This window comes from Streptomyces sp. NRRL F-5135, assembly GCF_000719775.1.
Classification (GTDB): Bacteria; Actinomycetota; Actinomycetes; order Streptomycetales; family Streptomycetaceae; genus Streptomyces; species Streptomyces hebeiensis.
Map to the genome: position 1 here is coordinate 78,731 of NZ_JOHR01000023.1, position 21,489 is coordinate 100,219.

The following is a 21,489-nucleotide window of genomic DNA, read 5'->3' on the forward strand; positions in this document are numbered from 1 at the left end:
GCGCCGGTCGCGGCGCTGGCATCTGAGGCCCGTTCGCTGAGATCCCGCGAATCCTAAGCGGAAAGTCTGGTTGAGCCCGCACGGAAGCATCCTTCCGCGGCGACTCGAATAAAGTGGCCCTGAGCTGCGGAAACGCAAGATTTGACCTAGTTGCGGACTGTATGGCGGAGGAGGGACGCTGCCTTCCGGGCGCAACACCGCGTACCACTCCACAGGGGGGTTCCATGTCCGAGGTAGTCGCGGCTGTGATCGGCGCAGCCGGAGCTGTCATAGCCGCCTGGATCATGCGGCCGATCCGGGCAAAGCAGGTAGCCAAAGTCGACCACACCAGCGGTCCAGATCAGGTTTCCGTCAGTTATCAATCAAGGAGGTGACATAGGAGGGTGCCGAGGCGCCAGCCTGCTGTCTAACGAGCGGATGCACCATCGACGGCCCCACGACGGCCCAGGTGCACTGAAAAGCCCCCTTCCAGCGGAGAAACCGCAGGCAGGGGGCTTACTCGTGGGCGCTTACTTCTTCTTGCCCTGGTTCTTGACCGCCTCGATCGCGGCCGCCGCCGCGTCCGGGTCCAGGTAGGTGCCGCCCGGGTTGGTGGGGCGGAAGTCCGCGTCCAGTTCGTACAGGAGCGGGATGCCGGTGGGGATGTTCAGGCCCGCGATGTCGGCGTCGGAGATGCCGTCGAGGTGCTTGACCAGGGCGCGCAGGCTGTTGCCGTGGGCGGCGATCAGGACCGTGCGGCCGGTGAGCAGGTCCGGTACGACGGCGTCGTACCAGTACGGGAGCATCCGCTCGACGACGTCCTTGAGGCACTCGGTGCGCGGGCGGAGCTCGCTCGGGATCGTGGCGTAGCGCGGGTCGTCGCTCTGCGAGAACTCCGTGCCGTCGGCCAGCTCGGGCGGCGGGGTGTCGTACGAGCGGCGCCACAGCATGAACTGCTCCTCGCCGAACTCGGCGAGCGTCTGGGCCTTGTCCTTGCCCTGGAGGGCGCCGTAGTGGCGCTCGTTCAGGCGCCAGGAGCGGTGGACCGGGATCCAGTGGCGGTCGGCGGACTCCAGGGCGAGCTGCGCGGTGCGGATCGCGCGCTTCTGTACGGAGGTGTGCAGCACGTCGGGCAGCAGGCCGGCGTCCTTGAGCAGCTCACCGCCGCGGATCGCCTCCTTCTCGCCCTTGTCCGTGAGGTTCACGTCCACCCAGCCGGTGAACAGGTTCTTCGCGTTCCACTCGCTCTCGCCGTGGCGGAGGAGGATCAGCTTGTACGGTGCGTCGGCCATGGGCCCGAGCCTAATCGACCCGCACCTGGCCCGGTCCTGGCCGGGGGCGGTGGCCGTTCCGGTGGGTCCGGGAGGGCGTCGGCCGCCGACGTTTGACGATCGCCGTCAATTCGGTGGCGCTGCGAAACCGGCCGTACGTACGTTTCCGGTGGCTGCTCCGGAACGCCGTCCGGTCGGCCGTCACCGCAGCTCACAGCCGTCCCGGGGGGATTCCTATGTCCATCAGCGTGTCAGCGGGCGCAATGGGACGGGCGGTGCGGGAGAGCGTCTCGGGGCTGCCCCGGGCGTTCTGGTGGCTGTGGACCAGCACCCTGGTCAACCGGCTGGGCGCCTTCGTCGCCACGTTCATGGCCCTCTACCTCACCCTCGACCGGGGCTACTCCGCCGCGTACGCGGGTCTGGTGGCCTCGCTGCACGGGCTGGGCGGGGTCATCTCCTCGCTCGGGGCCGGCGTGATGACCGACCGGCTGGGCCGCCGGCCCACGCTGCTGATCGCGCAGTCGGCCACGGCCGTCTCGGTGGCGCTGCTCGGCTTCATGCGGGATCCGCTGGCGATCGCGGGGGTGGCGTTCCTGGTGGGGATGGCCTCGAGCGCGTCGCGCCCCGCCGTGCAGGCGATGATGGCCGACATCGTCAGGCCCGAGGACCGGGTGCGGGCGTTCTCGATCAACTACTGGGCGATCAACCTCGGCTTCGCGATCTCCTCGGCCGGCGCGGGCTTCATCGCGCAGTACAGCTATCTGGCGGGCTTCCTGGGCGAGGCGGCGCTCACGCTGGTGTGCGCGGTGCTGGTCTACCTGAAGCTGCCGGAGTCGCGGCCGGAGCGCGAGACCGCCGGCGAGGCCCCCGGCGGAACGGGGGCCGGGAAGGGTGCCGGCCCCGAGGCCGGACTCGGGACCGTCCTGCGCGACGGCCGCTTCATGGGTGTCGTCGGCCTGTCCTTCGTCGTCGCGCTGATCTTCCAGCAGGCGTACGTCGGCCTGCCGGTGGCGATGGGCGCGGACGGGTTCACCAGCGCGGAGTTCGGCGCCGCCATCGCCGTCAACGGACTCCTGATCGTGGTCATGCAGATCCCGGTCACCCGCTTCATCCAGCACCGCGACCCGCGCCGGCTGCTGATCGTCTCGTCGGTGCTGGCGGGGTACGGCTTCGGGCTGACCGCGTTCGCCGGGTCGCTCGCCGTGTACGCGCTGACGATCGTCGTCTGGACCCTGGCGGAGATCGTCAACGCGCCGACGCAGACGATTCTGGTCGTACGCCTCTCCCCCACCCAGGGCCGGGGCCGCTACCAGGGCGTGTACACCACCTCCTGGGCGGTCGCGAGCCTGGTGGCGCCGCTGATGTCGGGCTTCGTCATCGACCGGTTCGGTGCCGCGTGGCTGTGGGCGGCCTGCGCGGTCCTGGGCACGGCGGCGGGCTCCGGGTACTGGCTGCTGATGCGCGGTCTGCCCGACGAGCGGAAGGCGGCCCTGGACGGTGCGCGGGGCGGGGAGCGTGCCCTGCCCGAGGAAGCCGCGACCGCCGCGACCGCCGCGAGCGGTGCGGTCCGCGCGGCCCGCGCGGACCACGCCCAAACGTGACCGCCCGTCCGCTGAGCGCCCGTTGACCGCCCGTTGACCGCCTTGCCGGCTGCCCTGCTGACCGCCTGTCGGACCACTGTCGGCCCCGGCGACCCGACCGTTGCGCACCCCGCCCACAGGGGGCGCAACGGTCAGGCCGGCCGGGCCTTTCCGTACACCTCCCGCACGTTGTCCCTCGGCGCCGGCCTCGTCCGCGCCGCCGGTCCGGCGGCGAAGGCGCGGAGCAGGTTCTCCGTCGTACGGGTGACGAAGGCGCCGGTACGGGCGTCCAGGCCGTGGTTGCGGCCGTTCTCCCGGGTCCCCGCCATCAGGCCCTCCACCCAGCGCATCGTGCCGGAGGCGAACACGCCCGCCCCGCCGGGCACGGTGTAGTACGCGGAGTCGGCGTGACTGCGCCGCCCGTCGCAGACCAGCGGCGAGTGGGCGACGATCTCGATCGGCTCGGGCGCGGACGTCCCCGGCGTGACCCGGTCGTACTCCACCCCGACCAGGTGGTCGAAGGCGTCGCCCCGCTTCACCCGCGTCCCCTCGAACAGCCAGTGGCCGGCGGCGTGGACGACATAGGGCGCGTCCGTCGGGTACCCCTCGTACAGCACGCCGGTCAGGGCGGACTCGGGGTCCGCGCCCGGGCCCTGGCGGAAGTCGGTGGTGGCCATCTCGGGGTGGTCCTTCAGGTACGGATCGTCCCGGTAGGAGGTCTTGTAGCAGACCACCGTGCGCGGCGCGGCGGACGTGCGGGAGCGCCCGCCGTCCTCCAGCCTGATCCGGCGGAAGCAGGTGTTCGCCCCGAGGAAGGCCAGGTTGGTGCCCGCGTCCCGGGCCTCGGTGAAGTGGCGGCGCTGCTCCGGCGTCCAGTACTCGTCGTGGCCCAGCGAGACCGCCGTCACCGCGCCGCGCAGCACGGCGGGGGCGCGGTGGACGTCCATGCCCGTGGTGTACGCGAGCGGGATGCCCAGCCGTTCCGCGAGGACCACCAGGGCGCGTTCGTAGACCAGGAACTTCTCGGCCCCGTTGCCGTCGTAGGGCCGGTCGAAGGTCACCGCCAGGGAGCGGTAGCCGTAGCCGCCGTTCTCGTCCTCGTAGAGGCTGTAGCCGCCCCACTTGTTGTACGCCTGCCAGGTCGCTGGCGCGTGGACGAGCAGCGTCCGGCCCTTGGCGCTCGCGGAACGGACGATCAGGGGGATGTAGCGCTGATGCCCGTTCTCGGCGTCCAGCCGGAGCAGATAGGCGCCTTCGGGCCAGCCGTCGGTACGGACGCCGAGCGTGCGGTCCCAGTCGGCCCGCGCCGTGCGGGTGGCGACGACCATGCGCGGGCCGCGCTGGACCCGGCCGCGCACCCGCTCCGAGCGCCAGACCAGCCGGGCCCGGTGCCCGTCGTACCAGCCGATCCGGTACGCGCTGACGCGGAAGCCGGGCGCGGTGGTCGAGACGTACAGCCCGAACTCCTCCCCCGGCAGCACGCTCACCTTGTCCGTGAAGCCCTGCACCGCCTCCTGCGGGCCCACCGAGCGGATACGCCAGTCGGGGCTGCCGGACCGGTCGCGCTCGGCGTCGGCGGCGGTGGGGTCGGTGGCCGTGGGATCGGCGTCCGCGGTACGGGATGCCGCGCCGGGGGAGCGGCGTTCGGCGGAACAGCCGGCCACGGCGGCTCCCATGGCGCTTCCCACGGCGGCTCCCACACCGATGCCGATGGCGGAGCCGAGGAAGTGCCGGCGGTCCGGGCCGGGCGGACCGTCGCCGGGCTCACCGCCTTCGCCCGGTGCCCCGGGGCCCGCCGTGCCCGCCGCGCCCGCCGCGCCCTTGATGTGCTCGTCCACCGGATCCGCCCGTCCGTCCCGTGTGCGCCCGCCCGCTGTCCGCGCCGGCACCGCCATGTGCCGTCGCTACGATGTGCCGTCGCTACGATCGTGGTGCGCCGTCCGCGTCCGGGCGACCGATGAGCGGCCGAACGCGCGCGGCCCGGCGCCCGGCCGGGGCGGCGGGGGCGGTCAGGGCAGCGAGAAGCCGGGCGGTGACCACGGCCACGGAGGCCAGCGCCCCCGCGCCCGCGCAGACGATCAGGGCGGGCCAGGCGTAGGCGGCCTGCGCCAGGGTTCCCGTGCGGTTCAGCAACAGGCCCAGCACGGTGGCGATTTGAGTGAAGAAGAGCACCGGGAGGGCGTACGGCAGCAGGCGCGGCACCACGCGCCAGCACGGTCGCCGCGCGGCGTTCCGCGCCCACCGGCGGGCGCGCAGGACCCCGCGGACACCGAGGCCGGCCGCCAGCAGGGTGAACGCCGCGAGCACCCGGTCGGCGGTCATCGAGAAGGGCTCGGCCACTTCGGGATTCCCGCCCCGGGCGAGTTCGACGAGGCCCTGTACGAGCTGCGGGGCGTCGTCTCCGGAGATCATGCCGGTGTTGGTGACGACCGCGATGCCGATCCCGCTGTCGGGCAGCAGGGTCGTCATGGAGTTGTGGGTCAGCAGTTCGCCGGTGTGCTGGATCTCCAGGTGTCCGTCGTCCTGCCGGGCCGCCCGCCAGCCCATCGCGTAGTCGCCGCCCTTCGGCGTTCCGGGCGGGGTGTGGGTGAGGTCGATCGTGCGTGCGGTGGCGATACGGCGGCCGTCGGCCGAGACCCCCTGGTTGTTCTGGGCGACCAGCCACCGGGAGAGGTCGGCGGCGGTGGTGACGACGCCATGGCTGCCGGCGGCGAACCAGCGGGGGTGGGGGCGGGAGAACACCGTGCCGTAGGCGCGGACGTAGCCGCGGGCCTGCTCCGGCATCTCGTCCGTGGTGTCGACGGAGGTCGTGTGCTCCATGCCGAGCGGCCGGAAGACCTCGGCGGACAGGTAGTCGGCGAAGGGCCGTCCGCCGACGACCTCGACCAGGCGGGCCGCGACGAAGTAGTTGGGGTTGTGGTATCGGTACACGGTGCCGGGCGCGGCGGCCAGGGGCGCTCCCCGCATCGCGGCGACCGCCTCTTCGAGGGTGTGCGGCTGGGGGCGGGTCAGGTCCGGGTAGGCGGAGTCGGCCATGCCGGAGGTCTGGGTCAGCACCTGCCGTACGGTGATTTCTCCCGCGCGCCGGTCGGACAGGGTGAACTCGGGCAGGTAGCGGCGCACCGGCTGGTCCAGGTCGACCCTGCCCGCCTCGACCAGCCGCATGACGGCGAGCGCGGTCATGGCCTTCGACAGCGACGCCACGGGAACGCGCGTGTCCGCGGTCATGGCCCGCCCGGACGCGGTGTGCCCGTATCCGGCGGCGTGGACGACCCGGTCGCCCCGGGTGACGGTGACCGCCGCGCCCGGCAGACCCGTCCGCTCCAGGTAGTCGCGTACGAAACGGTCGATCGAGGCCGGGTCCGGGGCGGCGGCGCGCGACGCAGCGGCATGCGGTGCTGCGGCGTACGGTACGGCGGCGCGCGACGCGTCCCGTACCGGGGACAGCGCGGCCGGCGCCGCCTGGGCCGGGAGCGGCGCGGCCTGAACGGTCTGGGCGGCCTGAGCGGGGGCCGGCGTGGCCGCCACGATGGCGAGCGCGACGGCCAGGATCCCCGGCCCACGACGAAACCCGCGACGGAACCCGCGACGGAACCCGCGAGGGAACCCGCGACGAGGTCCACGAGGTCCGCGACAGGACCCGCGACCGGCGCCGGTGTGGACGGTGAGCGTCTTCATGCCGCCCAGTGCACCGGGCCGCCCCGCTCCGGCGCATTGGCGTACGGAGGAGTCCGGAGGTAGTGCCCGCACTACCGCTCGCGAGTTCGTCCCTCGTTAGTCTCGACGGGTGCGGCATCGGACCGCCTGGCAGGCGCTGGGCCAGAACCCGTTGAGAGTCCTCGCCTCGGCCTGGCCCTGGCGGTCCTTCGCGTACCTGCTGTCCGGGGCCGCCTTCGGCGCCGTCACCACGGTCGTCCTGGTGCTCACGCTGGCCGCGGGGATCGTCTCGCTGATCGTGGTGGTGGGGGCGGTGCTGCTGCTCGGTGTGGCGCTGTCCGGCATCGCCGTCACCCGCTTCGAACGGTGGCGGCTGCGCCTGGTGGACCTGGACCCGGTGCCGGACCCGCACCGGCCGCCCGAGCGCCCGGGGCTGCGCGGCTGGCTCCACGTACGGCTGCGGGAGCCGGCGACCTGGCGCGAGCTGGGGTTCACCGCGGTGTCCGCGACCGCCCTGTGGTGGCTGGACGTGCTCGTCCTCGGTTTCGCGCTGGTCGTCCCGGTGCTGGTGATGATGTCGCCGGCCGACGATCCCGGCGCCTGGCCCCTGACGGTCGTCGGCCTGTGCCTGCTGGCCGCCGCCCCGTACACCGTCACCGCCTGGGCCGGTGCCAGGGCCGCCGTCACGCGTCTCATGCTGGCCCCGCGCGACAGCGAACTGGGCCGCCGGCTCACCGACGTACGGGCGTCCCGGGCCCGGCTGGTCGACGCTTTCGACGCGGAGCGACGCCGGATCGAGCGGGACCTGCACGACGGTGCGCAGCAGCGGCTGGTCTCCCTCAACGTGCGGCTCGGCCTGGCCCTGCTGGACGCGGAGCCAGGCTCGCCGCCGGCCAGGGGGCTCGCCGAGGCCCAGGAGCAAGTGACGCTCGCCGTCGAGGAGTTGCGCGAGATCGCTCAGGGTGTCCATCCGAAGGCCCTCACCGACCACGGTCTGCCCGCGGCGGTCGAGAACCTCGCGGCCCGCTCCGTCCTGCCCGTCGCGGTCGACGTCCGGCTGCCCGGCCGGGTGCCCGTCGCGGTGGAGACCACCGCGTACTACGTGGTCGCCGAAGCCCTCACCAACGCCGTCAAGCACAGCGCGGCGACCCGCGCCGAGGTGCACGCCCGCCTGCACACCGACGTCCTCACCCTGTACGTCAAGGACGACGGCGTCGGCGGCGCCGCCCCGGAGGCGGGCACGGGCCTGACCGGCCTGGCCGACCGCGTCGCCGCGGCGGACGGCAGACTCCGGCTGTCCAGCCCGCCGGGCGGGCCCACCCTCCTGCATGTGGAGCTGCCGTGCCACTGACCGTCGTCGTCGCCGAGGACTCGCCGCTGATGCGGGACGGCCTGGTCGGCGTGCTCACCCGGTTCGGCCACCGGGTGCCGGCCGCCGTCGGCGACGCGGTGACCCTGGTGGCCGCGGTCCGGGAACACGCCCCCGACATCGTCGTCACCGACGTCCGGATGCCGCCGGACCACACCGACGACGGACTGCGTGCCGCCGTCGCCCTGCGCCGGGAACACCCGGACCTGCCGGTCCTGGTGCTCAGCCAGTACATCGAGCAGTCGTACGCCGCCCACCTGCTCGACCTGGGCAGCGACACCGGGGTCGGCTATCTGCTCAAGGACCGCGTCAGCGCCGTCGGCGAGTTCGCCGAGGCGGTCGCCCGGGTCGCGGCGGGCGCGACGGTCGTGGACCCGGAGGTGGTCCGGCAGCTCCTCAACCGCCGCCGCGACCCTCTCCGGCGGCTCACGCCGCGCGAGCGCGAGGTGCTCGCCCTGATGGCCGAGGGCCGGGCCAACGCGGCCATCGCGCGCGAGCTGTTCGTCACCGAGGCGGCGGTCAACAAGCACGTCAGCAGCATCCTCCAGAAGCTGGAACTCCACATCGACGGCCAGGGACACCGCCGCGTGCTCGCCGTGCTGACCTACCTCCGCGCCTGAGCCGACGCCGCGGCGGAGTCACCGGGGGCACCGGGGCGGCGGAGTCACCGGGGTCAGCGGTACAGACCATTCCCTCCGTGACGTGTTCAGGTCATACTCCCCAAGGCCGCTGTCCCCACCAGCCCACGGAGGCACCTCATATGACATCCCCTCGCCCGCCGCGCACGCGTCCCTCCCGCCGCGCCTTCCTCACCGGCACCCTCGCCGTCTCCGCCACCGCCGCCCTCGCCGGCGGTGCCGCACCGGCCGTCGCCGCGCCCGCCCGCGCGCTGGGCACGCAGGACTGGATGGGCGCCTTCGCCGACTCCACCGCCCTGCGGACGCTGACCATCCCCGGCACCCACAACTCCGGCGCCCAGGAAGGCGGGCTCTGGGTCGCCTGCCAGAACACCCGGATAGCCGACCAGCTGAACAGCGGCATCCGGTTCCTCGACATACGCTGCCGGGCGTTCGAGGGCGCGTTCACCATCCACCACGCCGCCTTCTACCAACACCTGAACTTCGACGACGTCCTCGGCGCCTGCCGGTCGTTCCTCCAGGCCCACCCCTCCGAGACTGTGCTGATGCGGGTCAAGCAGGAGTACTCGGAGGTCAGTGACGCCGACTTCCGGGCGATCTTCGACACCTACCTCGACGGCAAGGGCTGGCGCTCGCTCTTCCGGCTCGACGGGGGCCTGCCCCCCCTCGGCCAGGCGCGCGGGCGGGTCGTCCTGCTCGCCGACAACGGCGGACTGCCCGGCGTACGGTACGGGGACGCCGCCCTGTTCGACATCCAGGACGACTACCAGGCGGAGCCCGGCGCCAAATGGCCCAAGATCCAGGCGCAGTTCCGCAAGGCGGTGCGGGAGCCGGGCAAGCTGTACGTGAACTACGTGAGCACGGCCGCGCTGCTGCCGCCCCGCTGGAACTCCGACCGGCTCAACCCCCAGGTGCACGGCCTGCTCGACGGCTCCGAGGCGAGCGGCTGGCGCGGGCTGGGGATCGTACCGCTGGACTTCCCCGCCACCCGGGCCGGGCTGGTCGAGTCACTGATCCGGCACAACGGCTGACACCCGCCCGCTCCGGGGGCGGCGGTGGCTCCCCGCGCCGCGCCTTCCGCCGCCCCCGGAGTGGGAAACGACACCTGAACGGCGCGCGAATTCCTGCAAAACCACCGTTATCCCGCCGGTGAAGCTTGCGTGTGCACCGGGCACGCGTGGTGGGATGAAGTGATGCGACCCCCCACACGCATACCCCGGCAAGCACCGAACCCCTATGACGAACTCGCCCGACTCGCCCCACCCGAGTACGACGTCGCGGAAGTCTCCCGGGACCGCGACCCGCTGGACCCCGCCGCCACGCCCGCCCGCGCGCACGACCCCGCCGGGACCGGCCCGGGCATCGCGTCCGACCGGGACGACGACCCGGCGGACGCCTGGTCACCGCCCGACCACCGGGGCCGCAGCCGCTTCGGCTCGCTGTCCCTGGCGGTGAAGCTGACGCTGACGCTCGTCGTCGGCGCCGCTTTCCTGCTGCTCGCCGACCGGGCCGCCGCGATGTACGCGCAGGAGAAGGCCGCCGACAAGCTCCAGCAGTCGCTCGGCCTCGCGACCCGGCCGGACGTGGACATCCACGGGTTCCCCTTCCTCACCCAGGTCGCCGCCAAGCGGCTGGACCGGGTCGACGTCACCGTCCCCGACGTCCCCGCCGGCCGCGTCTCGCTGGACGAGGTGCGCGCCACCGCCCGTGACATCCGCGTCGAGGGCAGTCTGCCCGACTCCCTCCAGGGCGCCGTCGTCGGCCGGCTGGACGGGGACGTACTGCTCTCGTTCGACGACCTGGGCCGCGAACTCGGCGCCTCCCAGGTGAAGTTCACCGATGCCGGTCCGGACTCCGTACACATCGCGGGCTCGCTGCCCGTCGCGGGCCACGACCTGCGCCTGCGCGCACGGGCGCACATCGCGAACGAGGGCGGCCGGTCGGTGGCCACCACCGTGGACGGCATACGGCTCGACATCCCCGGCGTGGCCACGTACCGCCCGGGAAAGGACCGCGCCCACTCGGGACTGCGGCTCGCCCCCGAGACGGCCTCGGCGATCGCGAGGTCGAAGGACCAGGCGCGCGCGATGCTCCAGGTGCCCGCCGTCGTGAAGGCACTCGGCGTGCCGGAGGAACAGGTGCGACGGGCCCTGCGCGGCGAGGACGAACTGGCCCGGTTCACCGGGAGGCCCGGGTTCGTCCGGCAGTTGATGAACGTCAACCTGGTGGACGTGGTCGCGGCCAACCCGCGGATCATGAAGAAGGCGGGGGTCGATCCCGCCCTGGTCGACGCGGTGCTGAACCTCCGGCCCCCGGAGCTGTCCGACCGGCTGTCACTCTCCTTCGAGTTGCCGAGGACCCCGGGCGACGTGCGGCTGCGTGACATCCGGGTGGAGCGGGAGGGCATCAGGGCGGAGCTGGTGGGCTCCGGGCTGGAGATCGGCGGGAACGGCTGAGCCCCGGCCGTTACGGCTACGGCACCTCCGGTGTCCCCGGTGGCGGTGTCGGCGCGCCCGGGATGCGGATCACCGCGACCGTGCCGCCGCCCTCCGCCGGACGCAGGGCGATCTCGCCGCCGGACCACTGGACCGTACGCGCCACGATCGACAGGCCGAGCCCCGAGCCGGGCAGCGCGCGCGCCGTCGGGGAGCGCCAGAAGCGTTCGAAGACGTGCGGCAGTTCGTCCGGCGGGATGCCCGGGCCGTGATCGCGTACGGTCAGCTCGCCGTACGGGCTCAGGCGCACCTCGACGGTGCCCCCGGACGGGCTGAACTTCACCGCGTTGTCGAGGACGTTGACCAGCGCCCGCTCCAGGGCCGCCGGCTCGGCCCGTACGTACCAGGGGCTCAGCTCGGCGCCGAACGTCAGGTCCGGGCCGCGCAGCCGCGCGCGGTCCAGCGCGGTGCCCATGATGTCGTGCAGCGCGACGACCTGGAGCGGGCCCGGGCCCGCCGCGTCCGGGCGGGACAGCTCCTGGAGGTCCCCGATCAGGGCCGCCAGCTCGGTCATCTGCGCCGTGACGGACGCCATGAGCGCCTTGCGGTCGTCGGCCGGGATCGCCCGGCCGGTCTCCTCGCTGCGGGCCAGCAGCTCTATGTTCGTGCGGAGCGAGGTCAGCGGCGTCCGCAGCTCGTGCCCCGCGTCCGCGATCAGCTGGGCCTGCCGGTCCCGGGAGGACGCGAGCGCGGCGGTCATCGAGTTGAAGGAACGGGACAGCCGGGCGATCTCGTCCTCGCCCTCCACGGGGATGCGGACGGTGAGGTCCTCGGTCTGGGCGACGTGCTCGACCGCCCGGGTCAGGCCGTCCACCGGCCGCAGTCCGGCCCGCGCGATCCACAGCCCCGCCGCGCCCGCCCCGATGACCCCCATGCCGGCGACGGCGGCGAGCAGCAGGGCGAGCCGGTTCAGCGAGGTGTCGATCTCGCCGAGCGGGCGGGCCACGGAGACGGCGAGCCCCGGCTGGAGGGGCACGGGCTCGGTGTGCACCCGGACCTTGGCGCCGTTGTCCGTCGCGCTGTCGTGCAGGCTCTCGTGCGCGGAGCCCCGTGCGACCGCGATGTCCTGCGGCTGGACCTTCACCGGCTCCGAACTCGTCGCCACGCAGCGGCTGCCGGTCGCGTCCACCACCTGGATGTAGGCGAAGCCGGGCACGGCGGAATCGGCGGGGTTCACGCCCCGCCGGCAGTTGTCGATCGCCTGCTCCACGGTGCCCTGGGGCGCGCTCGTGTTCTGGAGGGAGTTGTCCAGCTCGCTCTCCAGCTGGGTACGGGTCAGCAGCCAGCAGGCGACGGCCGCCGTCGCGACCGCGATCGCCACCGCGGCGGCGACCAGCAGCGCGAGCCGGGAGCGCAGGGGCAGGGCCCGGAACCGGTCGACGGGACCGGTCACGCCGGACCGCCCGCGCCCACCGTGCCCGCCGTGCCGTCCGCGCGCAGGGCGTAGCCCACACCCCGGACCGTGTGGACGAGTCGCGGCTCCCCGCCGCTCTCCGTCTTCCGGCGCAGGTACATCACGTACACGTCGAGGGAGTTGGAGCTCGGCTCGAAGTCGAAGCCCCAGACGGCTTTCAGGATCTGCTCCCTGGTCAGCACCTGACGCGGATGCGCGAGGAACATCTCCAGCAGCGTGAACTCCGTACGGGTCAGCTCCACCCGCCGGTTGCCGCGCATGACCTCGCGCGTCGTGAGGTCCATCCGCAGGTCGGCGAAGGCGAGCACGTCGTCCGCCTGCCCGTCGCCGGTGACGGGCGAGGCGTACGAACTGCGCCGCAGCAGCGCGCGGATCCGCGCGAACAGTTCGTCCAGCTCGAAGGGTTTGACCAGGTAGTCGTCCGCGCCCGCGTCCAGGCCCGTAACCCGGTCGCCGACGGTGTCCCGGGCGGTCAGCATCAGGATGGGCACCTTGGACCCGGAGGCCCGCAGCCGGCGGGCGGCGGTCAGCCCGTCCATCCTCGGCATCTGGATGTCCAGGACGATCAGGTCCGGGGCGTAGGTCTCGGCCTTGGTGAGCGCGTCGATCCCGTCGACGGCGACGGCGGTCCCGTATCCGTCGAAGGCGAGGCTCCGCTGCAGGGCCTCGCGTACGGCGGGCTCGTCGTCGACGATCAGAATCCGCTGGGGATCGCCTTCGGCGGGACTCATGTCGCTGTCCACCTCGTCCGTTCTCGTCGGTTCTCGTCGGTTCTCGTCGGTCGGGGCCGGGGAACGCACGGCTGCTCTCAGCGTCGCACGCGCCGGGAGCGACGGCGTCCGCCGCGCTTCCCGGCCGCGCCCGGTCCGTGTGCGGCGGCCTGGACGAGATCATGGACGAGGGCGAGCGGCAGCGCCAGGTCGGCGGGGCCCACGGGGCGGGTGCCGCCGCTGTTCCGGGTACCGGTCATGGTGTTCGCTCCTGCTTTCCGTACGTGCCCCCGTACGTGCCTCCCGCGCCTGCCTTCCGTACGTGCCCGTCAGCCGTACTCGCCGTGAGCCGTACGTGCCGTCAGCCGCCGCTGCCGCCGCCGCGCAGGTTGTCGAGGTCCGCCTTGACGGTGTTGACCGGGATCGCGAAGCCCAGACCGACGCTGCCCGCGCCGGAGTCGCCGCCCGCGGCCGAGGAACTCGGCGCGTACATCGCGGAGTTGATGCCGATGATCTGGCCGCTCATATTGATCAGGGCACCCCCGGAGTTGCCCGGGTTGAGCGAGGCGTCGGTCTGGAGCGCCTTGTACGTGGTCTTCGAGGAGCCGGTGTCGCCGTTGAACTCCTGCCCGCCGAACTCGAACGGCCAGCCGCCCCCGCCCTGCTGCTGCCGCTGCTGCCCCTGGCCCTGGTCCTTGGCCACGGTGACGTCGCGGTCGAGCGCGGAGATGATGCCGCTGGTGACCGTGCCGGTCAGGCCCTCGGGCGAACCGATCGCCACCACCTCGTCACCGACCTTGACCTGGCCGGAGTCGCCGAGCGAGGCCGCCTTGAGACCGCTCGCCCCGTCGAGCCTGATGAGCGCGAGGTCCTTGTCGGGGTCCGTGCCGACGGTCCGCGCGGTGTACGTCCTGCCGTCGCTCAGCCGGACCTTGACGGCGGAGGCGCCCGCGACGACGTGGTTGTTGGTGACGATCTCACCGTCCGAGGTGATGATCACGCCGGAACCGGTGGCCTGACCGCTGTCGGACGTCGCGCCGATCTCGACGATGGCCGGGGAGACCGCCTGGGCGACCCCGGCGACGGTGCCCTTGCTGCTCTGCGCGACGGTCGTCCCGCTGACCGTCGTGGTGCCGCCGCTCGCGCCGCCGTCCGTGTACCGGCCGACGAACGCCGCCGTGCCACCACCGATCATCGCGGCGACTATCGCCACGGCCGCGAGCAGCGCGACGGGCCGCTTGGCCCGGGGCGCGGGCGCCGGTGCCGGCGCGGCGGCCCGAGCGTATGCCTGCCCGTGGAACTGATCGTGGGCCTGGTCGTGGGCCTGGCCGTGAGCCGGGCCCCACGGCTCGCCCTGTGCCTGGTCCTGGTGGAAGGACGGACCGTACGGGGGCGGCGGCGGGTACGCCGGGCCCTGACTCCGGAACCCCTGGCCGGGGTGCTGCTCATCGCTGCCTTCAGCGCCGTGACGGCGGTCGTGGTCGGTCATGTGTATGACTGTCGGCGCCGCAGATGAGAACAGGCTGAGGAGGTCCTGAGAAGCCCGACAGAAGCTCGTATGCCCGATATAAAGACGTGGCGCGACGGTAGGAGGACGTGGCCCGCCGGGCTACTCGCACCCGCACGAACGCCGCACGATCAGCGCCGACGGGAACTGCTTCACCCGTTCCCGCCGCGATCCCGCCACCCGGAGCCCCTCGTCCAGCACCAGGTCCACCGCCGCCCGCGCCATCGCCGGCCGGTCGGAGAAGACCGTCGTCAGCGGCGGATCGGTGAGGCCCGCCTCCTTGACGTCGTCGAAGCCCGCCACCGCCAGTTCGCCGGGGACGTCCAGCCGCAGCTCGCGGGCCGCCCGCAGCACCCCGATCGCCTGGTCGTCGGTGGAGCAGAAGATCGCCGGGGGCCGGTCGGGGCCCGCCAGCAGGTCCAGCGCGACCCGGTAGGCGTCGTAGCGGTTGTACGGGGCCTGGAACAGCCGCCCCTCCACCGAGCGCCCGGACTCCAGCATCGCCCGCCGCCAGCCCTCGACATGGTCGGTCACCGGGTCGCCCACGGACGGCGTGGACTCGACGCCGCCGAGGCAGGCCACATACGGATGGCCGTGCTCCAGCAGATGGCGGGTGGCGAGCTGGGCACCGCCGATGTCGTCCGTGACGACCGCCACGTCGTCGATCGCCTCGGGCCGCTCGTGCAGCAGCACCACCCGGGCGTCCCACGCCTCGATCTCGGCCGCCGCGCGCTCGCTCGGTCCCTGGCTGACCAGGATCAGTCCGGAGACCCGCATCCCGAGGAACGCCCGCAGGTAGTGGACCTCGCGCTCGTCCCGGTAGTCGGAGTTGCCGACGAGGACCATCTTGCCGCGCTCGGCCGCGGCCTGTTCGACCGCGTGGGCCATCTCCGCGAAGAACGGCTGCCGGGCGTCCGGCACGACCATCCCTATGAGGTCGGTCCGCCGTGAGGCCATCGCCTGGGCGACCCGGTCGGGCCGGTAGCCCAGTTCCTTGATCGCGGCGACCACCCGCTCGCGCGTGGCCGGGGCGACCGGCCTGGGTCCGTTGTTGATGACGTAGCTGACGACCGCGGTCGACGTACCCGCCAGTCGTGCCACATCGTCCCGCGTCACCTTGGCCACGCGCGGCAGTCTACGCGGGGTGACCTGCGTCCCGGCAGGCCGTACCGAAGGTTCTCGTGCGCGGCGGAACCGGCGGCGCGGCCGGGACCGGCCCCGCGGGCCCGGGGAGACCCGCGGACGCCACCGGACGCCCCGGGACGCTCCGGGGCAACCCCGGGGAAAGCCGGTCCACGCACCTCGTACGGGGCTTTACGGTCAGCCCGCCGTCAGCCCGCCGCGCCCGCCGCCGTCACGCCGTCACCTGCTCTTCGGTCCACCCGGTCCCGTCTCGGCCAGGTGCGGGGCGTTCGTCGCCCCGCCCGTGGCCCCCGTCGCCGTACCGGCCGTGCCCGCCGTACCGGCCTTTCCGGCCGCGGCGGCCTGCGCCTTCGCCTCGCTCGCCTCGCGCTCGACCTTCTCCGGGGCGACGAAGCGGTATCCCACGTTCCGTACGGTCCCGATCAGCGACTCGTGCTCGGGGCCCAGCTTGGCGCGCAGCCGCCGTACGTGGACGTCCACCGTCCGCGTACCGCCGAAGTAGTCGTACCCCCAGACCTCCTGGAGGAGCTGGGCGCGGGTGAAGACCCGGCCCGGGTGCTGGGCGAGGTATTTGAGCAGTTCGAACTCCTTGAAGGTCAGGTCCAGGACCCGCCCCTTCAGCTTCGCGCTGTACGTCGCCTCGTCCACCGACAGGTCACCGTTGCGGATCTCCATCGGGGAGTCGTCGGTCGAGATCTGCTGGCGGCCCATCGCCAGCCGCAGCCGCGCCTCGACCTCGGCCGGACCGGCCGTGTCGAGCAGCACGTCGTCGATGCCCCAGTCGGCGGTGACGGCGGCGAGGCCGCCCTCCGTCACGACGAGGACCAGCGGACAGCCGGGGCCGGTGGAGCGCAGCAGCTGGCACAGCGACCGCACCTGCGGCAGGTCGCGCCGGCCGTCGATCAGGATGACATCGGCACCGGGGGTGTCGACGAGCGCGGGCCCTTCGGCCGGAGCCACCCGGACGTTGTGGAGCAGCAGCCCGAGGGCCGGCAGCACCTCCGTCGAGGGCTGGAGGGCGTTCGTCAGGAGCAGCAGAGAACTCATCGCCGCCCACCTGCTTCGATCGCCGTGGCGGAGATGTGGGTGATGTGGTCGTACACGGTTCGCTTGCCCATTACGTCGGTTCCTCCTCGGTCCCTGCGAGGACGTATGCGGCACTGCTTTCTGTGTCACGTCATCTGTCTGTAACAACAGACCGGAAACACAAAAGGACCCGGTGGCTGCGTCGCCCGGATCCTCTTCACAGCAGAATAACCCAGATGTGCGCCGAGACAGAGGGTCAATCCCGCGAACGATCGCTCCCGCCGGGCCCGCGCGGGCCGTCGGACGCCCGGCGCACATGGCTCAGAACGGCCGACGGTGTGGGCATCGAGGCGGTGTACGAGCCGTGTACGGCGGGTTTCCGGCGGGACCTCCCGGCTGCCGGACCGGCCGTCGTACAGGTCTCCGCGCCGGACTCGGCGCCGGACCCCGCACCGGCCGCCGTCCCGCAGGGCGTCCCGCCGCGCGTGCCGCCGCACCTGCCGCCGCACCTGCCGCCGGACGTCCGGTCCCCCGGTCCGGCGCCCGACGAGCGGGCCGGCGGGACCGCGATCGTGCTCGCCCACGGTTTCACCGGTTCGGCCGACAGGCCGGCCGTGCGGCGTGCGGCCGGTGTTTTCCGGCGGCACGCGGCGGTGATCACCTTCTCGTTCCGCGGACACGGCCGTTCGGGTGGCCGCTCCACACTCGGTGACCGCGAGGTGCTCGATCTGGCGTCCGCCGTCGAATGGGCCCGCGCACTCGGGCACGCGCGCGTGGTGACCGTCGGCTTCTCGATGGGCGGCTCCGTGGTCCTGCGGCACGCGGCGGCGCACGGGGGGCGCATCGATGCACGGCCCGCGGCCCGGACCGACGCGCGGCCCCCCGGTCGTGCCGACGCCCGTACCGATGCCCGCGACGCCCGCGACGCCCGCGACGCCCGTACCGACGCGGTGGCCGCCGTCAGCGCCCCGGCCCGTTGGTACTACCGGGGTACGGCTCCGATGCGGCGCCTGCACTGGGTGGCGACCCGGCCCGTGGGACGGCTGGTCGGCCGGTACGGGCTGCGCACGCGCATCCACGACCGGGACTGGGACCCGGTGCCGCTCTCCCCCGTCGAGTCGGTACCGCTGATCGCCCCGACGCCCCTGCTGATCGTGCACGGCGACCGGGACCCGTACTTCCCGCTGGACCATCCGCGCATGCTCGCGGCGGCAGCGGCGGCGCGGAGCGGCGGGAGCGGCCCGTCGGCGGAGCTGTGGCTGGAGCGCGGGATGGGCCATGCCGAGAACGCGGCGGACGAGGACCTGCTCACGCGGCTGGCGGCCTGGCTGGTGGCGCCGCCCGCGCCCTGACCGGGCCCGGCGCCGCGCCGCCGCGGGCGTCGGCCATGATGGAGGCCGACGAAAGGAGTTGCGCCATGGCGGCGGGCACTATCCGCTACTGGGCCGCGGCCAAGGCCGCCGCGGGTGTGGCGGAGGAGCCGTACGCGGCGGAGACCCTGGCCGACGCGCTCGCCGACGCGCGGCGCAGGCACCCGGGCGAGCTGGTCCGCGTACTGCTGAGATGTTCCTTTCTCGTCGACGGTGACCCCGTGGGGACCCGCGGGCATGAGACCGTACGGCTTGCCGAGGGCGGCACGGTCGAGGTGCTCCCGCCGTTCGCAGGAGGGTGACCCCACAGACATGAGCGACGACCAGCAGTACCCGTACGGCCGGTACGGCGACCCCGATCCGTACGGGCAGCGGCACGACGCGCAGGGCCAGGGCCGGCAGGGGCAGCCTCCGGGCCAGGCGCAGCCGCAGGGACAGTTCGGTGCTCCTCGAGGCTGGGCCGAGCCGGACCAGGCGGCCGGGGGCCAGGACCAGGGCTCCGCGCAGACCTGGGAAGGCCAGACCTGGGACACGCAGTACCAGCCGCACGTGGGATGGCAGGCGAACGCGCCCGCACAGCAACAGCAACAGCAACTCCAGTCGCAGCCCCAGGCGCAGGCGCCCGCGTACCCGAACCAGGCACCCGCGTACCCACAGCAGGCCGCCCCGTCCGCCTCCGCCGCTTCGGCGTCTTACGCGTCTTCCGCCTCGGCGCCCGTCTCCGCGTCCGCCGCCGCGGACACCGCGTACCTGCCGACGCAGAACCCGTACGCCCGCCCGCTGCCGCCGGAGACACCGGGCACCGCCCCTGCCGGGCCCGCCCGTACCACCGGGTCCGCCGGTGCCTCCGCTCCGGAGCCCGGCGCGCCCCTCGGCACCCCCGGTTACGGGACCCCCACCACCCTGGGCAGCCCCCGGCTCACCGACGCCCAGCGCGCCCGGGCCGAGGGCCGTTCCCCGATCATCCCGCCGGGCATCCAGCCGGCCGGGCTGACCGCCGTGCTCGGCCTGCTGATGGCCGGCGGCGCGGCCCTCGGTCAGTACGCGCTGCTCGTCCCGGTCGTCCTGCTCCAGGCGGTCACGGCGGCCGGCTGGTTCCGGCTGAACGGCATGTGGCCGGCCCGGCAGGGCATCGCGCTCGCCTTCCTCGGCGGGATCACCGCCGATGTCGCCCTGCTGGCGGCGGGCGAGGGCAACGCGGTCGCCGCGCTCACCGGCACGCTCGGTGTCTGGGTGCTGCTCACCGTCGTCCTGCAGCTGCGCAGCCGCGCGGGCGCCGACGAGCGGATGGAGGGCCTGATGGCCACCGTCTCGTCGGCCGCGCTCACGATCCTCGCGGCGGGCCACCTCGCCGCCTCGCCGGCGGCGGTGGGCGTCGGCGCGATCGCCGTCGCCGCCGCGACGGTGGCCCGTGCGCTGCCGCTGCCGGGCGCCGTCTCCCTCGTGGCCGCGCTGCTGGCGGCGGCCGGGGCGGGGATCGCGGTCGGCGGACAGACCGCCCTGGGCGCCGGGGGCGCGCTGCTCGGGCTCGGCGCCGGGGTGTGCGCGCTGACCGGGCTGCGGGCGGCGAGTTACGACTACCCGTCCCGCTTCGTCCACATGACCGCCGGGGTCGCCCTGCCGCTCACGGCCGCCGCGCCCGCCGTCTACCTGCTGGGGCGGGCGCTGATCTGACGGGCCCGGTCCGACGACCCCGGTCCGACGAGCCCGGCGAACGCCTCGCGTCCGCCGGGAACCGTACGTCCCCGGCGAACGTCGGTCTTTCCGGTACAAGCGGTTCCAGTCGGCGTACGCTCACGGTCGATCCACTTCGGACATCCGCGGAAAACGAGCAGCCAGGAACGAAACGACCCAACGGCCCAACGACCCAACGGCCCAACGGCCCAAGACCAGGAACCACCACGGGAGACACCGGTCCATGCGCGCACTGCGAATACTGCTGATACTCGTCGTGATCCTGGGCGGCCTGTTCACCGCCGCCGACCGCGCGGCGGTGTACTTCGCCGAGGGCGAGATCGCCGACCGGGTCAAGTCGAGCCAGGGCCTGAACTCGACCCCCGAGGTCTCCATCAAGGGCTTCCCGTTCCTCACCCAGGTGCTGGCGACCTCGCTGGACGAGGTGGACATCAGCCTCGACGGCGTCAGCGCGTCGGCGGACGGCCACGCGGTCCAGGTGACGGAGGTCAAGGCCGAACTCAGGGACGTCACGTTCAACAGCAGCTTCTCCGCCGCGACGGCCGCGCGGGCCACCGGCTCCGCCCACATCTCCTACGCGGACCTCGCGAAGTCCGCGCCGAAGGGCTCCACCATCGGCTACGCGGGCGCCGAACGGGCCGCCAAGGGCCAGGTCAAGCTGACCGGCCGGCTGGCCGACGTCCTGGAGGGCGCGGGCATCTCGGTCCCGGAGCCCGTCAAGGCGCTGCTGGGAGACAAAACGGCGAGCGCGTACAGCACGGTGTCGCTGGTGAACGGCGACACCGTCCGGCTGCGCTCCGCCGACCTCCCCACGGTGCCGATCCCCGGCCTGGAGGACCAGATCCGCGACGCCGTCGACTACGACCTCAAGATCGACGGTCTGCCGTCCACCATCAAGCTGGACCAGGTCACGGCGACGGAGGACGGCCTGCGCTTCTCGGGCGCGGGAACGAACGTCTCCCTGGCGGGCTGACCGCCCCCGGTTCGGACGAACCGTAGCCGACGGGGACCCCGTAGCCGACGCGGACGAACCGCCCGGCCGCACCGCCCCCGGCCGCGCGTACCGCCCCCGGCCGCGCGTACCGCCCCCGCCCGGACGCAGCGTGGTTTGGCGCGTCCCCGGCAGCGGGTAGCCGGATCGTGAGACGCCGGTGTCCGCTCCGTAGATGCGAAGCGGCCGACGCGGGCCCGCCCGGTCGCGCGCCGCCCCGCCCCGCCCGTACGGCGACGGCCATGTCTCACATAACGGACGATGGCATCTCATCATGCGAGGCACCGGTGACACGGCGACCAGGACGTCCCTACGATCGGACCCATGCAGTGCTTCATCAGCGGTCTCCGGCAGCGGGGACAGGCGGACCTCACCAAGCGGCGGGCAGTAGACCTGTGCCGCGTGGCCGCCATGCTCTGTCGCACCGTCTGAGCGGGACCGTACGCGTCCCGCCTTCCCCGTCGGCCCTCATTCCGATTCCGCGGCCCTTCGAGCACGTACCACGGCACACGCCGCACGGCTCGGGGCCGCACGGCGGGCCGCGTCCGCCCCGTACGCGGGGCCGCGCCCAGGGCCACACCCCGTGCCCGGAGGCCCCCCCCCCCCCCCCCCCCCCCCCCCCCCACCCCCCCCCCCACCCCCCC

19 protein-coding genes are annotated in these 21,489 nt (G+C 73.5%); 10 read left to right on the forward strand and 9 right to left on the reverse strand.

Going from position 1 to position 21,489, the window contains the following annotated elements; all coding sequences use genetic code 11:
• Positions 1-509: 509 nt before the first annotated feature.
• Positions 510-1,271, reverse strand: coding sequence for a phosphoglyceromutase (locus tag IG02_RS0131050; protein ID WP_030755392.1), 762 nt, complete (start codon positions 1,269-1,271; stop codon positions 510-512).
• Positions 1,272-1,513: 242 nt separating this feature from the next.
• Here IG02_RS0131050 and IG02_RS0131055 point away from each other — a divergent pair, with 242 nt between their 5' ends.
• Positions 1,514-2,851, forward strand: a complete 1,338-nt coding sequence (locus IG02_RS0131055) for an MDR family MFS transporter (RefSeq protein WP_037804773.1) — start codon at positions 1,514-1,516, stop codon at positions 2,849-2,851.
• A 131-nt stretch (positions 2,852-2,982) separates the two neighbouring features.
• On the opposite strand, the gene IG02_RS0131060 is transcribed toward IG02_RS0131055, so the two are convergent.
• Together IG02_RS0131060 and IG02_RS0131065 are read right to left on the reverse strand one after the other, a co-directional pair.
• Complete coding sequence (locus tag IG02_RS0131060; protein WP_234314978.1) at positions 2,983-4,506, reverse strand: N,N-dimethylformamidase beta subunit family domain-containing protein; 1,524 nt, start codon at positions 4,504-4,506, stop codon at positions 2,983-2,985.
• Positions 4,507-4,750: 244 nt separating this feature from the next.
• Entirely contained in the window at positions 4,751-6,358 is a 1,608-nt protein-coding gene (locus IG02_RS0131065) for a serine hydrolase domain-containing protein (protein ID WP_234314977.1), read from the reverse strand.
• 259 nt (positions 6,359-6,617) lie between these two features.
• On the opposite strand from IG02_RS0131065, the gene IG02_RS0131070 reads away from it, so the two are divergent.
• The 4 genes from IG02_RS0131070 (at position 6,618) to IG02_RS0131085 (ending at position 10,950) form a co-directional block, all read left to right on the forward strand.
• Positions 6,618-7,838 carry a sensor histidine kinase gene (locus tag IG02_RS0131070; protein ID WP_030755402.1) on the forward strand — a complete coding sequence of 407 codons (1,221 nt, stop codon included), beginning with the start codon at positions 6,618-6,620 and terminating at the stop codon, positions 7,836-7,838.
• The gene (locus IG02_RS0131075; protein WP_030755405.1) at positions 7,829-8,476 is read left to right on the forward strand and encodes a response regulator; all 648 of its coding nucleotides are present in this window, start codon (positions 7,829-7,831) and stop codon (positions 8,474-8,476) included. Before IG02_RS0131070 ends, IG02_RS0131075 begins: the two co-directional genes overlap by 10 nt.
• Positions 8,477-8,616: 140 nt before the next feature.
• Positions 8,617-9,525: a phosphatidylinositol-specific phospholipase C gene (locus tag IG02_RS0131080; RefSeq protein ID WP_030755408.1), complete on the forward strand. Its 909-nt coding sequence runs from the start codon at positions 8,617-8,619 to the stop codon at positions 9,523-9,525.
• Positions 9,526-9,687: 162 nt separating this feature from the next.
• A complete protein-coding gene (locus tag IG02_RS0131085) occupies positions 9,688-10,950 on the forward strand; it encodes a DUF2993 domain-containing protein (protein ID WP_051765940.1) in 1,263 nt (420 codons plus the stop codon).
• Between the two features lie 16 nt (positions 10,951-10,966).
• Here IG02_RS0131085 and IG02_RS0131090 read toward each other — a convergent pair whose 3' ends face one another.
• From IG02_RS0131090 to IG02_RS0131115, 6 genes are all read right to left on the reverse strand, one after another.
• Positions 10,967-12,382 carry a sensor histidine kinase gene (locus IG02_RS0131090; RefSeq protein ID WP_030755414.1) on the reverse strand — a complete coding sequence of 472 codons (1,416 nt, stop codon included), beginning with the start codon at positions 12,380-12,382 and terminating at the stop codon, positions 10,967-10,969.
• Entirely contained in the window at positions 12,379-13,134 is a 756-nt protein-coding gene (locus IG02_RS0131095) for a response regulator transcription factor (RefSeq protein ID WP_030755417.1), read from the reverse strand. The genes IG02_RS0131090 and IG02_RS0131095 overlap by 4 nt, the downstream gene beginning before the upstream one ends.
• 77 nt (positions 13,135-13,211) lie before the next feature.
• Complete coding sequence (locus IG02_RS41820) at positions 13,212-13,373, reverse strand: hypothetical protein (RefSeq protein WP_158712402.1); 162 nt, start codon at positions 13,371-13,373, stop codon at positions 13,212-13,214.
• Between the two features lie 101 nt (positions 13,374-13,474).
• Positions 13,475-14,602: a S1C family serine protease gene (locus tag IG02_RS0131105; RefSeq protein WP_078854970.1), complete on the reverse strand. Its 1,128-nt coding sequence runs from the start codon at positions 14,600-14,602 to the stop codon at positions 13,475-13,477.
• 120 nt (positions 14,603-14,722) lie between these two features.
• Positions 14,723-15,745 (reverse strand): LacI family DNA-binding transcriptional regulator, encoded by a 1,023-nt coding sequence (locus IG02_RS0131110; RefSeq protein ID WP_030755424.1) that lies wholly within the window; start codon positions 15,743-15,745, stop codon positions 14,723-14,725.
• A gap of 237 nt (positions 15,746-15,982) precedes the next feature.
• On the reverse strand, positions 15,983-16,810 hold the full coding sequence (locus IG02_RS0131115; RefSeq protein WP_051765942.1) for a response regulator transcription factor: 828 nt from the start codon (positions 16,808-16,810) through the stop codon (positions 15,983-15,985).
• A 215-nt stretch (positions 16,811-17,025) separates the two neighbouring features.
• Here IG02_RS0131115 and IG02_RS0131120 point away from each other — a divergent pair, with 215 nt between their 5' ends.
• The 5 genes from IG02_RS0131120 (at position 17,026) to IG02_RS43730 (ending at position 21,277) form a co-directional block, all read left to right on the forward strand.
• Positions 17,026-18,141: an alpha/beta hydrolase family protein gene (locus IG02_RS0131120; protein ID WP_030755429.1), complete on the forward strand. Its 1,116-nt coding sequence runs from the start codon at positions 17,026-17,028 to the stop codon at positions 18,139-18,141.
• Positions 18,142-18,206: 65 nt separating this feature from the next.
• Positions 18,207-18,461, forward strand: coding sequence for a MoaD/ThiS family protein (locus IG02_RS0131125; RefSeq protein ID WP_030755431.1), 255 nt, complete (start codon positions 18,207-18,209; stop codon positions 18,459-18,461).
• A gap of 10 nt (positions 18,462-18,471) precedes the next feature.
• Complete coding sequence (locus tag IG02_RS0131130; RefSeq protein WP_030755433.1) at positions 18,472-19,833, forward strand: hypothetical protein; 1,362 nt, start codon at positions 18,472-18,474, stop codon at positions 19,831-19,833.
• Positions 19,834-20,077: 244 nt separating this feature from the next.
• Positions 20,078-20,827, forward strand: a complete 750-nt coding sequence (locus IG02_RS0131135) for a DUF2993 domain-containing protein (protein ID WP_030755436.1) — start codon at positions 20,078-20,080, stop codon at positions 20,825-20,827.
• Between the two features lie 342 nt (positions 20,828-21,169).
• Complete coding sequence (locus tag IG02_RS43730; RefSeq protein ID WP_324604758.1) at positions 21,170-21,277, forward strand: putative leader peptide; 108 nt, start codon at positions 21,170-21,172, stop codon at positions 21,275-21,277.
• Positions 21,278-21,489: the final 212 nt, after the last annotated feature.

Bases quoted from the DNA above. Each gene is read 5' to 3' on its own strand.
- IG02_RS0131050 (WP_030755392.1), bottom strand. From the start codon at position 1,271: ATGGCCGACGCACCGTACAAGCTGATCCTCCTCCGCCACGGCGAGAGC.
- IG02_RS0131055 (WP_037804773.1), top strand. From the start codon at position 1,514: ATGGGACGGGCGGTGCGGGAGAGCGTCTCGGGGCTGCCCCGGGCGTTC.
- IG02_RS0131060 (WP_234314978.1), bottom strand. From the start codon at position 4,506: ATGGGAGCCGCCGTGGCCGGCTGTTCCGCCGAACGCCGCTCCCCCGGC.
- IG02_RS0131080 (WP_030755408.1), top strand. From the start codon at position 8,617: ATGACATCCCCTCGCCCGCCGCGCACGCGTCCCTCCCGCCGCGCCTTC.
- IG02_RS0131085 (WP_051765940.1), top strand. From the start codon at position 9,688: ATGCGACCCCCCACACGCATACCCCGGCAAGCACCGAACCCCTATGAC.
- IG02_RS0131095 (WP_030755417.1), bottom strand. From the start codon at position 13,134: ATGAGTCCCGCCGAAGGCGATCCCCAGCGGATTCTGATCGTCGACGAC.
- IG02_RS41820 (WP_158712402.1), bottom strand. From the start codon at position 13,373: ATGACCGGTACCCGGAACAGCGGCGGCACCCGCCCCGTGGGCCCCGCC.
- IG02_RS0131105 (WP_078854970.1), bottom strand. From the start codon at position 14,602: ATGACCGACCACGACCGCCGTCACGGCGCTGAAGGCAGCGATGAGCAG.
- IG02_RS0131115 (WP_051765942.1), bottom strand. From the start codon at position 16,810: ATGAGTTCTCTGCTGCTCCTGACGAACGCCCTCCAGCCCTCGACGGAG.
- IG02_RS0131120 (WP_030755429.1), top strand. From the start codon at position 17,026: ATGTGCGCCGAGACAGAGGGTCAATCCCGCGAACGATCGCTCCCGCCG.
- IG02_RS0131125 (WP_030755431.1), top strand. From the start codon at position 18,207: ATGGCGGCGGGCACTATCCGCTACTGGGCCGCGGCCAAGGCCGCCGCG.
- IG02_RS0131130 (WP_030755433.1), top strand. From the start codon at position 18,472: ATGAGCGACGACCAGCAGTACCCGTACGGCCGGTACGGCGACCCCGAT.
- IG02_RS0131135 (WP_030755436.1), top strand. From the start codon at position 20,078: ATGCGCGCACTGCGAATACTGCTGATACTCGTCGTGATCCTGGGCGGC.
- IG02_RS43730 (WP_324604758.1), top strand. From the start codon at position 21,170: ATGCAGTGCTTCATCAGCGGTCTCCGGCAGCGGGGACAGGCGGACCTC.